Source organism: Bacillus sp. JJ1127, from assembly GCF_036965845.1.
In the GTDB taxonomy this organism is placed as follows: domain Bacteria; phylum Bacillota; class Bacilli; order Bacillales; family Bacillaceae_G; genus Bacillus_A.
Map to the genome: position 1 here is coordinate 65,632 of NZ_JBALQK010000048.1, position 14,067 is coordinate 79,698.

Genomic DNA, 14,067 nt, shown 5'->3' on the forward strand with positions numbered 1-14,067 from the left:
GTCTTATTTTAGGCGGAGCAATTGGCAATTTTATTGATCGTGTATTTAGACAAGAAGTGGTGGATTTCATTCACGTGTATATTTTTTCATACAACTATCCGGTATTTAACATAGCTGACTCAGCTTTATGTATTGGAGTTGTATTAATTATTATTCAAACATTATTAGAAGGAAAGAAAATGAAGGAGTAATTGAATGAGCGAAGTAGTGCAAGTAACAGTTGCAGAAGAACAAAAAAATGAACGGATTGATAAATTTGTTGCAGGTGTCAACAGTGAATGGTCACGTACACAAGTGCAGCAATGGATTAAAGATGGTGTTGTAACAGTAAATGGAAAAGCTGTTAAAGGTAATTATAAAGTAAGAGCAAATGATGAAATTACAGTAACAATACCAGAACCAGAAGAACTTGATATCAGCCCAGAAGATATGAATTTGGAAATTTATTATGAGGATGCTGATGTGTTAGTTGTGAATAAGCCACGTGGCATGGTTGTACATCCAGCCCCAGGACATACGAGTGGTACACTTGTAAATGGATTAATGCATCATTGTACAGATTTATCGGGTATTAACGGTGTAATGCGTCCTGGTATTGTGCACCGTATTGATAAAGATACATCTGGATTATTAATGGTTGCAAAAAACGATATGGCACATGAATCGCTTGTAAATCAGCTAGTGGAAAAAACGGTAACAAGACGCTATAAAGCGATTGTTCATGGTGTAATTCCGCATGATAAAGGAACAATTGATGCTCCAATTGTTCGAGATAAGAAGGAGCGTCAAAGTATGACGGTTGATGAAAATGGTAAGCATGCTGTTACACATTTTCAAGTGTTAGAGCGATTTAAAGATTTTACACTTGTGGAATGTCGTTTAGAAACAGGACGTACACATCAAATTCGTGTTCATATGAAATATATTGGATATCCACTTGCAGGAGATCCGAAATATGGTCCGAAAAAAACATTAGATATAAATGGACAAGCGCTTCATGCAGGGATTTTAGGATTTGATCATCCTCGTACAGGCGAATATGTCGAATTTGAGGCACCAGTTCCGGCAGTATTTGAAGAAGTTTTAAATGCTTTACGGAAATAGTATTGACAAAACGAGTAAAACCTGCGATACTAACAACAGCTAAATAATGATCCTTTAACACAGCCCCGTGAGGTTGAGAAGGTAACGGTTTGAAATACTTAGGGTATGATTGTACCCTTTTTTCAAAAGTCCTCTCGCACACGCTGAGAGGACTTTTTTTATACCATTCCTCTCACGCAAGAAAAAAGCTTGGAGGTGTAGAGTATGCAAGAAAAAGCTGTCGTTTTAGATGACCAAATGATTCGCCGCGCTTTAACACGAATCAGTCATGAAATCGTGGAACGTAATAAAGGTGTCGATAATTGTGTTCTTGTTGGAATTAAAACACGTGGGATTTTTATTGCACAGCGTTTAGCAGAACGCATTGGTCAAATTGAAGGAAAAAACATTGAGGTTGGAGAGTTAGACATTACATTATATCGTGATGATTTAACGTTGCAGTCAAAAAATAAAGAACCGCTTGTAAAAGGTTCAGATATTCCTGTAGACATTACAAAGAAAAAAGTGATTCTTGTGGATGATGTTTTATATACAGGTAGAACAGTTCGAGCGGCAATGGATGCTTTGATGGATTTAGGAAGACCATCACAAATCCAACTGGCGGTTCTTGTGGACAGAGGTCATCGCGAATTACCAATTCGTGCTGATTATGTAGGAAAAAACATTCCAACATCAAGTGAAGAACGTATTGAAGTTGATTTGCAAGAGACAGATCAGCAAGATCGAGTAAGCATATACGATAAGTAAAGCCCTTTTAAATGTAGTCCTGTGAGGCTGCCAAAGGGTCTTGGCTTTCATATGTCAAATTTGGCATACGAAAGTATAGGACTCTTTGTGCATAGTCACAAAGAGTTTTTTTATTGAAAAGTTTTAAACTGAAGGAGGATGTAACAATGGAGCAAAAGCCAGTGTTAGACATTCATGAAGTACCGAAACCGGGAAAATGGTTATTTTTAAGTATACAACATTTATTTGCGATGTTTGGATCAACAGTGCTTGTTCCGTTTTTAACAGGGCTGAATCCATCAGTAGCTTTAATTTCAAGCGGATTAGGAACACTAGCGTTTCTTCTTATAACAAAAGGTCAAGTACCAGCGTATCTAGGATCATCGTTCGCGTTTATCGCACCAATTATTACAGCTAAAACAGCAGGTGGGCCGGGAGCGGCGATGCTTGGAGGTATGTTAGCAGGACTTGTTTATATCTTAGTTTCGCTAGGAATTAAGAAATCAGGATCATCTTGGATTATGAAATTACTTCCTCCTATTGTAGTTGGTCCAGTTGTTATGGTTATTGGTTTAGCTTTAGCACATACAGCAGTTAACATGGCAATGAATGGTGCAGATGGGAAATATAGTTTTACACACTTCTCAGTAGCATTAGTAACGCTAGCAATTACAATTATTTGCTCCATATTCGGAAGAGGATTTTTCAGCATCATACCAATTTTACTAGGGATTATCGGAGGATATATCTTCGCTTACTTCCAAGGATTGGTGGACTTAAAGCCAGTAGCTGAGGCGAAATGGTTTGATGTACCAGACTTTGTCGTACCATTTGTAACTTACACGCCAGAGTTTTCATGGAAGATTGTACTCTTAATGGTGCCAGTAGCACTTGTAACAATTTCAGAACATATCGGACATCAAATCGTACTTGGAAATGTTATTAATCGAGACTTAATTGAAAAACCAGGTTTACATCGCTCGATTTTTGGAGATGGTGTAGCGACATTAATCGCATCATTAATTGGTGGACCGCCGAATACAACATACGGTGAAAACATCGGTGTACTGGCAATTACAAGAGCATACAGTGTATACTTATTCATCGGATCAGCAGTCTTCGCAATCATGTTCGGATTTATTGGTAAGATTTCAGCACTGATTCATTCCATTCCAACGCCGGTTATGGGCGGTGTATCAATCTTGCTCTTCGGTGTAATCGCATCAAGTGGTTTACGCATGATGGTAGATGATAAAACAGACTTAAGTGATAAACGAAACTTAATGATTGCATCTGTTATCCTTGTGATTGGTATTGGTGGTGCGGTACTTCGTGTCGGAGAATCATTCCAAGTAGAGGGAATGGCGCTTGCAGCAATCGTTGGTGTACTGTTAAATCTACTGTTACCTGAAATGAAAGAGAAACAACAATCTAAGCAGATTGCTTCATAAAAACAACCTTTTAATTCAGTCCTGTGAGACAGAAAAGGGTGGCTTCTTTCTTGCACCCTAGTCTCACACGACTAGGGTATTTTTATGCGGTTATTGTTATAAAAATACAAAGGTGTTATCATAAAAATCAGAAAGATGAGGGATGACAATGAGCCATTTGTTAACGATGAGTGAATTATCGAAAGAAGAGATTTCAGAAATCCTAAAAGACGCAGAAGATTTTGCGAATGGAAGAGAGAGAAAAACAACAGAGCAAACATTTGTAGCGAACCTGTTTTTTGAAAACAGTACAAGAACAAGGTTTAGCTTCGAAGTTGCTGAGAAGAGATTAGGACTTGATGTGTTAAACTTCTCAGCAGATTCATCTAGCGTACAAAAAGGAGAAACGTTATACGATACGATAAGAACACTAGAATCAATCGGAACAAAAGCAGTAGTCATCCGCCACGGGCAAGATCGCTACTTTGATGAGCTGAAAGGTAAGATAAACATCCAAATTTTAAATGCTGGAGATGGATGTGGAAATCACCCAACGCAATGTCTATTAGATCTTCTAACAATTAAACAAGAGTTTGGAAGATTTGAAGGATTAAAGATTGCAATTGTTGGAGATATTCGTCACAGCCGAGTAGCACGTTCTAACGCTGAGGCACTAACGAAATTAGGAGCAACGATTTATTTTGCTAGTCCAGAAGAGTGGAAAGATGAAACAAACACATTTGGAACATACAAAAGTTTAGATGAACTTGTTCCAGAAGTTGATGTGATGATGTTACTTCGTGTGCAACATGAGCGTCATGACCATTATGAAACAGAGGTTATGAAAGAGTATCATGAGCAGCATGGATTAACAATTGAGCGAGAAAAGAGTATGAAACAAGGAAGTATTATTATGCATCCAGCTCCGGTAAACCGCGATGTCGAAATTGCAAGTGAGCTCGTTGAGTGTGAGCGTTCACGCATATTCAAACAGATGGAAAATGGAGTTTACGTAAGAATGGCTGTACTAAAACGCGCATTACCAAATGTATTAGGAGGAATGAAACATGAATTATTTGTTTAAAAATGGACGCTATCTGAATAACGAAGGAAAAATCGTAGTAACAGATCTTCTTGTACAAGACGGTAAAATTGCGAAAGTAGCAGAAAATATTACGGCAGATCATGCTGAAGTAATCGATGTAAACGGAAAATTAATCGCGCCTGGATTAGTAGATGTACACGTTCATCTTCGTGAGCCAGGTGGTGAACATAAAGAAACAATTGAAACAGGTACACTTGCAGCAGCAAAAGGCGGATTTACAACAATTTGCGCAATGCCAAATACGCGACCAGTGCCAGATAGTAAAGAACATATGGAAGACTTGCAAAAACGAATTAAAGAAAAAGCACATGTAAATGTCTTACCATATGGAGCGATTACAGTACGCCAAGCAGGTTCTGAAATGACAGACTTTGAAACATTAAAAGAACTTGGAGCGTTCGCGTTTACTGATGATGGAGTAGGCGTACAAGATGCGAGCATGATGCTAGCTGCTATGAAGCGTGCAGCGAAATTAAATATGGCAGTCGTTGCACACTGTGAAGAAAATACGCTAATTAATAAAGGATGTGTACATGAAGGGAAGTTTTCTGAGAAACACGGATTAAACGGTATCCCATCAGTATGTGAATCCGTACATATTGCCCGGGACATATTACTTGCGGAAGCAGCAGATTGTCACTATCACGTATGTCACGTAAGTACAAAAGGATCTGTACGTGTGATTCGTGATGCAAAACGTGCTGGAATTAAAGTGACAGCAGAAGTAACGCCGCATCACTTACTATTATGTGAAGATGATATCCCATCAGCTGATCCTAATTTTAAAATGAATCCACCGCTTCGAGGAAAAGAAGATCATGAAGCGTTAATCGAAGGATTATTAGATGGAACGATCGATATGATCGCAACTGACCACGCACCGCATACTGCGGAAGAGAAAGCGCAAGGGATTGAAAGAGCACCGTTCGGAATTACTGGTTTTGAAACGGCATTCCCACTTTTATATACGAACCTTGTGAAAAAAGGAATCATTACATTAGAACAATTAATTCAATTCTTAACAGAAAAACCAGCTGATACATTCGGTTTAGAAGCAGGGCGCCTGACAGAAGGTAGAGCAGCTGATATTACAATTATCGATTTAGACAATGAAGAAGAGATTGATCCAACAACATTCTTATCAAAAGGAAAAAATACGCCATTTGCAGGCTGGAAATGTCAAGGCTGGCCGGTTATGACAATCGTTGGTGGTAAGATCGCATGGCAAAAGGAGAGTGCATTAGTATGAAAAGACAACTTATCTTAGAAGATGGAACAGTATTAATTGGAAAAGGTTTCGGAGGAGAAATCGAAAAGTCAGGTGAAGTTGTATTTACAACTGGAATGACTGGATATCAAGAAACACTATCTGATCCATCATACTGCGGTCAAATTGTAACATTTACGTACCCATTAATCGGAAACTACGGCATTAACCGTGATGATTTCGAATCAATTCATCCATCTGTAAATGGTTTAATAGTAAACGAAATTTGTGATTACCCATCTAACTTCCGTAATGAAATTTCGTTAGATGATTATTTAAAAGAAAGAAACATTCCAGGATTAGCAGGAATTGATACAAGAAAATTAACACGAAAAATTCGTCAATATGGAACATTACGCGGACGTCTTTGCAACATGGATGCGGATGTAGAGTACATCGTTAATCAATTAAAAGCGACAGTCTTTACAGATCATGTGAAACGTGTATCAACAAAAGACCCATATCCAAGTCCAGGTCGTGGCCATCGTGTTGTACTTGTAGACTTCGGTATGAAGCATGGTATTTTACGAGAACTAAATAAACGTGACTGTGATGTAATTGTTGTACCTTACAATACAACGGCTGAAGAGATTTTACGCCTTAGCCCAGATGGAATTATGTTAAGTAATGGACCTGGGGATCCAAAAGATGTACCAGAAGCAATTGAAATGTTACAAGGTATCATTGGGAAAGTACCGTTATTCGGAATTTGCCTTGGACATCAATTGTTCGCTCTAGCATCTGGTGCAAATACAAGCAAGTTAAAATTCGGTCACCGTGGATTAAACCATCCAGTAAAGCATCTTGCAACTGGAAAAGTAGCCATTACTTCTCAAAACCATGGTTACGCAGTAGAAGAAGAATCAGTTAAAAGTACAGATCTTGAAATTACACATGTAGCTTTAAATGATGGAACAGTAGAAGGTCTTCGTCATACGAAGTTCCCAGCATTTACAGTACAATACCATCCAGAAGCTTCAGCAGGACCAGAAGATGCAAATGATTTATTCGAAGATTTCTTAACAATGATTGCAAACTTCAAGAAAGAAGGGGAAGAGTTATGCCAAAACGCCTAGACATTAACACAATTTTAGTAATCGGATCAGGACCAATTGTAATTGGGCAAGCAGCGGAGTTTGACTACTCTGGTACACAAGCTTGTCAATCTCTTAAAGAAGAAGGTTACAAAGTAATCCTTGTTAACTCTAACCCAGCAACAATTATGACAGATACTGCAACAGCAGATAAAGTATACATTGAGCCATTAACTTTAGAATTTGTAAGCCGCATTATTCGTAAAGAACGTCCAGATGCAATCTTACCAACATTAGGTGGCCAAACAGGCTTAAATATGGCGGTTGAACTTGCAAAATCAGGCGTACTTGACGAATGCGGAGTTGAAATTTTAGGAACAAAATTATCAGCAATCGAGCAAGCGGAAGATCGTGATTTATTCCGTACATTAATGCAAGATTTAAATGAACCAACACCACCAAGTGAAATTATTCATACGCTTGATGAAGCATATGAATTCGTAAAAGAAATCGGTTATCCAGTAATCGTTCGTCCAGCGTTCACATTAGGAGGAACTGGCGGCGGTATTTGTCATAACGAAGAAGAATTAATTGAAACCGTAACAAGCGGTTTAAAACATAGCCCAGTAACACAATGTTTATTAGAAAAGAGTATTGCTGGTTGTAAGGAAATCGAATATGAAGTAATGCGTGATTCAAATGATAATGCCATCGTAGTATGTAATATGGAAAATATCGATCCAGTTGGTGTTCATACAGGGGATTCTATCGTTGTTGCACCAAGCCAAACGTTAAGTGATCGTGAATATCAAATGTTACGTAACACTTCATTAAGAATTATTCGTGCACTAGGAATTGAAGGTGGATGTAACGTTCAGCTTGCGCTTGATCCATATAGCTTCCAGTACTATGTAATCGAAGTAAACCCACGTGTAAGTCGTTCATCTGCACTAGCATCTAAAGCAACTGGATATCCAATTGCGAAGTTAGCAGCGAAAATTGCAGTCGGCTTAACATTAGATGAAATTGTAAACCCAGTAACACAAAAAACATATGCATGCTTCGAGCCGGCATTAGATTATGTTGTTTCAAAAATTCCGCGCTGGCCATTTGATAAGTTTGAATCAGCAAACAGAACGCTTGGTACGCAGATGAAAGCAACAGGTGAAGTTATGTCAATCGGACGTAACTTAGAGGAATCATTATTAAAAGCGGTTCGTTCTCTGGAGCTTGGCATTTATCACTTAGAGTTAGACCACTTAAAAGAGCTTGATAAAGAAACAATGAAAAAACGCATTATTAAAGCTGATGATGAGCGACTGTTTGTTGTAGCAGAAGCGATCCGTCAAGGTGTAACAAAAGAAGAAATCAACGCATGGTGTGAAATGGACTTCTTCTTCTTACAAAAAGTTGAAAACATCGTAAACATGGAACGCGAAGTAAAAGCGAATGTAGGAAATATGGAAGTATTACAATCTGCGAAAAAAATGGGCTTCAGTGATCACTACATTGCAGCTGCTTGGAATAAAACAGAGCGTGAAATTTACGATATGCGTAAAGAAAATAATATGACACCAGTATTTAAAATGGTAGATACTTGTGCGGCAGAGTTCGAATCTGCCACACCATACTACTACAGCACATACGGTGACGAGAACGAATCAATTGTGACAGATCGCAAGAGTGTAGTCGTACTAGGATCTGGTCCAATCCGTATTGGTCAAGGTGTTGAGTTTGACTATGCAACAGTTCACTCTGTGTGGGCAATTAAAGAAGCTGGATACGAAGCAATTATTGTAAATAACAACCCAGAAACAGTTTCAACAGACTTCAGTATTTCTGACAAATTATACTTTGAACCATTAACAATCGAAGATGTAATGCACATCATTGATTTAGAAAAGCCAGAAGGTGTTATCGTTCAATTCGGTGGACAAACGGCAATTAATTTAGCTGCTAAATTAGAAGAACACGGTGTGAAAATTTTAGGAACATCCCTTGAAGATTTAGACCGTGCAGAAGATCGTGATAAATTTGAAGCAGCATTAACGAAGCTTGGTATCCCGCAGCCAGTTGGTAAAACAGCAACAACAGTAGAACAAGCGGTAGCAATTGCTGAAGAAATTGGGTATCCAGTACTAGTAAGACCATCTTACGTACTTGGTGGACGTGCAATGGAAATTGTATATCGTCAAGAAGAACTACTGCACTATATGAAAAACGCAGTAAAAGTTCATGCAGATCATCCAGTATTAATTGACCGTTACATGGTTGGTAAAGAAATTGAAGTAGATGCGATTTCAGACGGTGAAAATGTATTCATTCCAGGTATTATGGAACATATTGAACGCGCTGGAGTTCACTCTGGTGACTCAATTGGAGTATACCCACCGCAAAGCTTATCTGCAAAACTGAAAGAACAAATTATCGAAAATACAATTGCACTTGGAAGAGGATTAAACATTGTTGGATTACTGAATATCCAGTTTGTAGTATTCAAAGACGAAGTGTATGTAATTGAAGTAAACCCACGTGCGAGCCGTACAGTACCATTCTTAAGTAAAATTACAGGTGTACCGATGGCGAATATCGCAACAAAAGTTATTTTAGGTCAAAATCTTGTAGAACAAGGATATGAAACTGGATATCGCCCAGAAGAGAATGAAGTGTATGTAAAAGCTCCAGTATTCTCATTTGCGAAACTACGTTCAGTTGATACAACATTAGGGCCTGAAATGAAATCAACAGGGGAAGTAATGGGTAAAGACTTAACGCTTGAAAAAGCACTGTATAAAGGACTTGTTGCTTCAGGAATTAACATTCCAACGCACGGATCAGTAATCATTACTGTGGCGGATAAAGATAAAGAAGAAGCGATGGAAATTGCAAAACGCTTCCATGAAATCGGCTATAACTTATTAGCAACAGCAGGAACAGCACAATCGTTAACAGAGCAAAACATTCCGGTGCAAGTTGTAAACAAAATTGATTCTGAAGACTACAACTTACTTGATATTATTCGTCAAGGAAAAGCACAGTTTGTAATCAATACATTAACAAAAGGAAAACAACCAGCGCGTGATGGTTTCCGCATTCGCCGTGAGTCTGTAGAGAATGGTGTAGCTTGCTTAACATCACTTGATACAACAAGAGCAATCTTGCGCGTACTAGAATCTATGACATTCTCAGCTCACGCAATGAAAGAAATCGCGCCAAAGCAAGGTCACGAGGTGGTACATGCATGATGCAAAAGCAAAATATGATCGTCGTTAACCAAACAGAAATCGCAAAAAACATTTACGAATTAGTGCTTCAAGGGGATCTTGTACAGCAAATGAACGAACCAGGGCAGTTTGTACACATTAAGGTAGCAGAGGGCATCACGCCCCTTCTGCGCCGCCCAATTAGTATTTGTAATGTAGATCAAGACAAGAACGAGTTTACAATGCTGTATCGAGCGGAAGGACAAGGAACAAAAACATTAGCAAAGAAAAAGCAAGGTGAACTTGTAGACGTATTAGGACCATTAGGTCACGGATTTCCGGTAGAAGAAGCGGAAGCTGGACAAACTGCTCTATTAGTAGGTGGGGGAATTGGTGTGCCACCACTTTATGAGTTATCACAACGCCTTGTTGCAAAAGGAGTACGTGTCATTCACATCCTAGGTTTCCAAACAAAAGATGTTGTCTTCTACGAAGAGAAATTTGCAGAGCTTGGTGATACGTATGTTGCAACAGTCGATGGTACACATGGTACAAAAGGATTTGTAACAGATGTGATTGATAGCTATGGAATTGACTTTGACATTTTATACTCATGTGGACCTTTAGCAATGCTTCGCGCATTGGAAGGCCGCTATAAAGAGAAAAAAGCCTACATTTCACTAGAAGAACGTATGGGCTGTGGTATTGGAGCATGTTTCGCATGTGTATGCCACTTGCAAGAAGATCCAAGTGGACATTCTTACAAGAAGGTGTGCAGCGACGGGCCAGTATTTCCAATCGGGGAGGTTGTACTATGAACAGATTGCAAGTTGAATTACCAGGATTATCATTAAAGAATCCGATTATCCCAGCATCTGGTTGCTTCGGGTTTGGTCGTGAGTATGCGCAGTTTTATGATTTAAGTGTACTTGGATCAATCATGATTAAAGCAACAACGGAACAACCTCGTTATGGAAATCCAACGCCTCGTGTTGCTGAAACGCCAGCCGGAATGCTAAATGCAATCGGGCTTCAAAACCCAGGGTTAGAAAAGGTAATGACTTCTGAATTACCATGGTTAGAGCAATTTGATCTTCCAATTATTGCGAACGTTGCGGGCTCACAGGCTGAGGATTATGTAGCGGTAGCAAAGGAAATTTCGAAAGCACCAAATGTTCATGCGCTAGAGTTAAATATCTCTTGTCCCAATGTAAAAACGGGTGGTATTGCTTTTGGTACTGTCCCAGAAATTGCTGCTGATTTAACGAAGCGAGTAAAAGAGGTTTCTGAAGTACCGGTATATGTGAAATTGTCACCGAATGTGGCAAACATTGTGGAGATTGCAAAGGCAATCGAAAATGCAGGTGCGGACGGATTAACGATGATTAATACATTGCTTGGTATGCGTCTAGATTTAAAAACAGCAAAACCAATTTTAGCAAACCGTACAGGTGGACTATCAGGCCCAGCCATTAAGCCAGTAGCGATTCGTATGGTACATGAAGTAAGTCAAGCAGTTAATATTCCAATTATCGGAATGGGCGGTATTGAATCAGCGGAAGATGTTATTGAATTCTTCTACGCTGGTGCAAGTGCAGTTGCAGTTGGTACAGCAAACTTTGTGGATCCGTTTGTATGTCCAACAATTATTGAAGAATTACCAGCATTATTAGATGAATTAGGATTTGACCACATTTCGGAATGTCAAGGAAGGAGCTGGAAATAATCATGTCACAGCCTTTAATCGTTGCACTGGATTTTCCAGGTAAAGCAGAGGTAGAACAGTTTTTGCATCACTTTGAAGGGGAGCAGTTATTTGTCAAAGTTGGTATGGAACTATTTTACAAAGAGGGACCTGCTATTATTACGTACCTAAAAGAAAAAGGGCATCAAATTTTTCTAGATTTGAAGCTTCATGATATTCCGAATACGGTAAAGAGCGCAATGCGTAGCCTAGCTAGTCTAGATGTTGATATGGTAAATGTTCATGCTGCTGGGGGAAGCAGTATGATGAAAGCTGCGCTTGAGGGATTAGAGGAAGGTAAGCAAGAAGGAAAAGAGAGACCGATTTGTATTGCAGTTACACAACTAACAAGCACATCGGAAGCTATGATGAAAAAAGAAATCGGCATTGAGAAAACGTTAGAAGAAGCGGTTGCTCACTATGCAAAATTAACGAAAGAAAGTGGACTTGATGGTGTTGTATGTTCAACGCTAGAAGTACCAAAATTACGTGAAGTATGCGGATCGGAATTTGTAACTGTAACACCGGGGATTCGTCTTGCAAGTGATGATGTGAATGATCAAGTGCGCGTAGCAACACCAAAACGTGCACGTGAACTTGGTTCAAGTTATATTGTAGTGGGGCGTAGTATTACAAAGGCGGAAAATCCGCTTGAAGCGTATAAAACAGTAAAACAACAGTGGGAAGGTGTAACAATATGAAAAAAGAAATCGCATCTCATCTATTAGAAATTGGAGCAGTATTTTTACAACCAAATGATCCATTTACATGGTCTTCTGGTATGAAATCACCAATTTATTGTGATAATCGTTTAACGTTATCATATCCAAAAGTACGTCAAGCGATTGCGGCAGGATTAGAGAAGTTAATCGAGGAACACTTCCCAACTGTAGAAGTTATTGCAGGAACAGCGACTGCTGGTATTGCGCATGCTGCGTGGGTAAGCGATCGTATGGACTTACCAATGTGTTACGTACGTAGTAAAGCAAAAGGTCATGGTAAAGGGAATCAAATTGAAGGAAAAGCAGAAAAAGGTCAAAAAGTAGTGGTAGTAGAAGACCTAATTTCAACTGGCGGTAGTGCAATTACATGTGTAGAAGCGCTTCGCGAAGCAGGCTGTGAAGTATTAGGAATTGTATCAATCTTCACATATGAGCTTGAAGCAGGAAAAGAAAAACTAGCAGCAGCAAACGTAGCATCATATTCTTTAAGTGACTACAGTGCATTAACTGAAGTAGCAGCAGAAAAAGGTATGATCGGACAAGCTGAAACGAAGAAATTACAAGAATGGCGTAAAAATCCAGCTGATGAGGCTTGGATTACAGCGTAACATTGAAAAACACGACCGCGGGGGAAACGCGGTCGTGTTTTTTGTTTATAAAGTAGAAAAATTTGATTTTAATCGATTTGTAAAAGAGTGTATTGCATTTAGAAAATTTTCAGGTTCTTCAATGAAAAGAGAATGGTTACTCGTTTCTTTCGATAGCTTCATACCCTTTTACAAATAATAAAGTCATATAAGAAACAATAAATGAGAAAATGCTGTACATGCCAACCCAAAAGAAAAATGATGGTGTAAACAATGTAACTCCTAATATAAGAAAAATAGCAAACGTTACAATGGGCATTACGTAAGATGTTCTTGTTCTAAGCGTCCCAATTACTGAAACAATAAAGATAAGTAATGGGCAAATAAATAAGAGGAAAATCAATTCACTCATAGTTATGTCCCCTTTTCTTAAGAAATCATGTGTTTCTCGTGAACATTTTGAAATACTTGTTCTCCTAATATAATTATTACAAAATGAATAAGTGTGAGTGGATAAATAATCATAGTTAAGAGAATTAGAGTAAGAGAAATTTAATCCCACTTTATTTCAAAGTTACAAATAATAAAAAGTGCCACCTTACAAGGTAGCACTTTTTATTATTTTGCTGCATGAGCCTTTTGCATCTTTTTAATTAATCGAATTTGTCCGCGATGATTGATTTCGTCTTCAAAGACGTGAAACCATTTGAAAAAGTTGTTTGCTGGTTTGTCATACCAAAACGGTGTCGTTTTATATAGCCATTCGTCAGGTAGTGATTGAAACGTTGCAATCGTTTTAGTACGAACTTCTTGTAACGTATTTATGTAGTAGTCTATAGGATGATTTTTAATCGTTTGACGTCCAAGATCACCTAATTCAACCCCTGGTAACCAGCGTTCTAATTCAGCTTCTGTTGGTTCACGATCTTCAAAAGTATGAATCTGATAGTAAAATTCAATTGCAGCCATATGATATAAAAGCATACCAATGGAATTTGCCTCATCATCGTACAAATAATCGAGCTCTTCAATTGTTAAGTCTTGTACCGCTTGCATTGTTGTATAGCGAGCATAATTCATCATAGAAACAAGTTTTGAGAATTCCATGTTTAATCCGTCCATCTTATCAATTACAAAATTCAATA

General features: G+C 38.5%; 13 protein-coding genes and 1 pseudogene. 12 read left to right on the forward strand and 2 right to left on the reverse strand.

The genetic code is table 11. The annotated features are described in order from the left end of the window. The 12 genes and pseudogenes from lspA to pyrE all read left to right on the forward strand — a co-directional run. Nucleotides 1-191 (forward strand): annotated as a pseudogene (lspA, locus tag V7183_RS06240) (lipoprotein signal peptidase LspA); the annotation flags it as partial. A 4-nt stretch (nt 192-195) separates the two neighbouring features. Further along, nucleotides 196-1,104 carry an RluA family pseudouridine synthase gene (locus V7183_RS06245; RefSeq protein ID WP_335358991.1) on the forward strand — a complete coding sequence of 303 codons (909 nt, stop codon included), beginning with the start codon at nt 196-198 and terminating at the stop codon, nt 1,102-1,104. 204 nt (nt 1,105-1,308) lie between these two features. Next, a complete protein-coding gene (gene pyrR, locus V7183_RS06250) occupies nt 1,309-1,851 on the forward strand; it encodes a bifunctional pyrimidine operon transcriptional regulator/uracil phosphoribosyltransferase (protein WP_097895116.1) in 543 nt (180 codons plus the stop codon). A gap of 146 nt (nt 1,852-1,997) precedes the next feature. Then, the gene (uraA, locus tag V7183_RS06255; RefSeq protein ID WP_097895118.1) at nt 1,998-3,281 is read left to right on the forward strand and encodes a uracil permease; all 1,284 of its coding nucleotides are present in this window, start codon (nt 1,998-2,000) and stop codon (nt 3,279-3,281) included. Between the two features lie 148 nt (nt 3,282-3,429). Beyond that, the gene (locus V7183_RS06260) at nt 3,430-4,344 is read left to right on the forward strand and encodes an aspartate carbamoyltransferase catalytic subunit (protein ID WP_335358992.1); all 915 of its coding nucleotides are present in this window, start codon (nt 3,430-3,432) and stop codon (nt 4,342-4,344) included. Beyond that, the gene (gene pyrC / locus V7183_RS06265) at nt 4,328-5,614 is read left to right on the forward strand and encodes a dihydroorotase (RefSeq protein ID WP_097895121.1); all 1,287 of its coding nucleotides are present in this window, start codon (nt 4,328-4,330) and stop codon (nt 5,612-5,614) included. Before V7183_RS06260 ends, pyrC begins: the two co-directional genes overlap by 17 nt. Continuing rightward, the gene (locus V7183_RS06270; protein WP_335358993.1) at nt 5,611-6,708 is read left to right on the forward strand and encodes a carbamoyl phosphate synthase small subunit; all 1,098 of its coding nucleotides are present in this window, start codon (nt 5,611-5,613) and stop codon (nt 6,706-6,708) included. Before pyrC ends, V7183_RS06270 begins: the two co-directional genes overlap by 4 nt. Then, nucleotides 6,693-9,911: a carbamoyl-phosphate synthase large subunit gene (carB, locus tag V7183_RS06275; RefSeq protein WP_097895124.1), complete on the forward strand. Its 3,219-nt coding sequence runs from the start codon at nt 6,693-6,695 to the stop codon at nt 9,909-9,911. Before V7183_RS06270 ends, carB begins: the two co-directional genes overlap by 16 nt. Next, nucleotides 9,908-10,687, forward strand: a complete 780-nt coding sequence (gene pyrK / locus V7183_RS06280) for a dihydroorotate oxidase B electron transfer subunit (protein WP_097895126.1) — start codon at nt 9,908-9,910, stop codon at nt 10,685-10,687. The genes carB and pyrK overlap by 4 nt, the downstream gene beginning before the upstream one ends. Then, nucleotides 10,684-11,595, forward strand: a complete 912-nt coding sequence (pyrD, locus tag V7183_RS06285; RefSeq protein WP_097895128.1) for a dihydroorotate oxidase B catalytic subunit — start codon at nt 10,684-10,686, stop codon at nt 11,593-11,595. The genes pyrK and pyrD overlap by 4 nt, the downstream gene beginning before the upstream one ends. A 2-nt stretch (nt 11,596-11,597) precedes the next feature. After that, the gene (pyrF, locus tag V7183_RS06290; protein WP_335358994.1) at nt 11,598-12,314 is read left to right on the forward strand and encodes an orotidine-5'-phosphate decarboxylase; all 717 of its coding nucleotides are present in this window, start codon (nt 11,598-11,600) and stop codon (nt 12,312-12,314) included. Then, complete coding sequence (gene pyrE / locus V7183_RS06295; RefSeq protein ID WP_016116008.1) at nt 12,311-12,943, forward strand: orotate phosphoribosyltransferase; 633 nt, start codon at nt 12,311-12,313, stop codon at nt 12,941-12,943. Before pyrF ends, pyrE begins: the two co-directional genes overlap by 4 nt. Before the next feature lie 136 nt (nt 12,944-13,079). On the opposite strand, the gene V7183_RS06300 is transcribed toward pyrE, so the two are convergent. After that, the gene (locus V7183_RS06300; protein ID WP_335358995.1) at nt 13,080-13,334 is read right to left on the reverse strand and encodes a YbeF family protein; all 255 of its coding nucleotides are present in this window, start codon (nt 13,332-13,334) and stop codon (nt 13,080-13,082) included. Between the two features lie 206 nt (nt 13,335-13,540). Continuing rightward, nucleotides 13,541-14,065 carry a DinB family protein gene (locus tag V7183_RS06305; RefSeq protein WP_335358996.1) on the reverse strand — a complete coding sequence of 175 codons (525 nt, stop codon included), beginning with the start codon at nt 14,063-14,065 and terminating at the stop codon, nt 13,541-13,543. Between the last annotated feature and the right edge of the window lie 2 nt (nt 14,066-14,067).

Excerpts from the sequence above, each read along its gene's own strand:
- V7183_RS06245 (WP_335358991.1), top strand. The coding sequence starts at position 196 with ATGAGCGAAGTAGTGCAAGTAACAGTTGCAGAAGAACAAAAAAATGAA.
- pyrR (WP_097895116.1), top strand. The coding sequence starts at position 1,309 with ATGCAAGAAAAAGCTGTCGTTTTAGATGACCAAATGATTCGCCGCGCT.
- uraA (WP_097895118.1), top strand. The coding sequence starts at position 1,998 with ATGGAGCAAAAGCCAGTGTTAGACATTCATGAAGTACCGAAACCGGGA.
- V7183_RS06260 (WP_335358992.1), top strand. The coding sequence starts at position 3,430 with ATGAGCCATTTGTTAACGATGAGTGAATTATCGAAAGAAGAGATTTCA.
- pyrC (WP_097895121.1), top strand. The coding sequence starts at position 4,328 with ATGAATTATTTGTTTAAAAATGGACGCTATCTGAATAACGAAGGAAAA.
- V7183_RS06270 (WP_335358993.1), top strand. The coding sequence starts at position 5,611 with ATGAAAAGACAACTTATCTTAGAAGATGGAACAGTATTAATTGGAAAA.
- carB (WP_097895124.1), top strand. The coding sequence starts at position 6,693 with ATGCCAAAACGCCTAGACATTAACACAATTTTAGTAATCGGATCAGGA.
- pyrK (WP_097895126.1), top strand. The coding sequence starts at position 9,908 with ATGATGCAAAAGCAAAATATGATCGTCGTTAACCAAACAGAAATCGCA.
- pyrD (WP_097895128.1), top strand. The coding sequence starts at position 10,684 with ATGAACAGATTGCAAGTTGAATTACCAGGATTATCATTAAAGAATCCG.
- pyrF (WP_335358994.1), top strand. The coding sequence starts at position 11,598 with ATGTCACAGCCTTTAATCGTTGCACTGGATTTTCCAGGTAAAGCAGAG.
- pyrE (WP_016116008.1), top strand. The coding sequence starts at position 12,311 with ATGAAAAAAGAAATCGCATCTCATCTATTAGAAATTGGAGCAGTATTT.
- V7183_RS06300 (WP_335358995.1), bottom strand. The coding sequence starts at position 13,334 with ATGAGTGAATTGATTTTCCTCTTATTTATTTGCCCATTACTTATCTTT.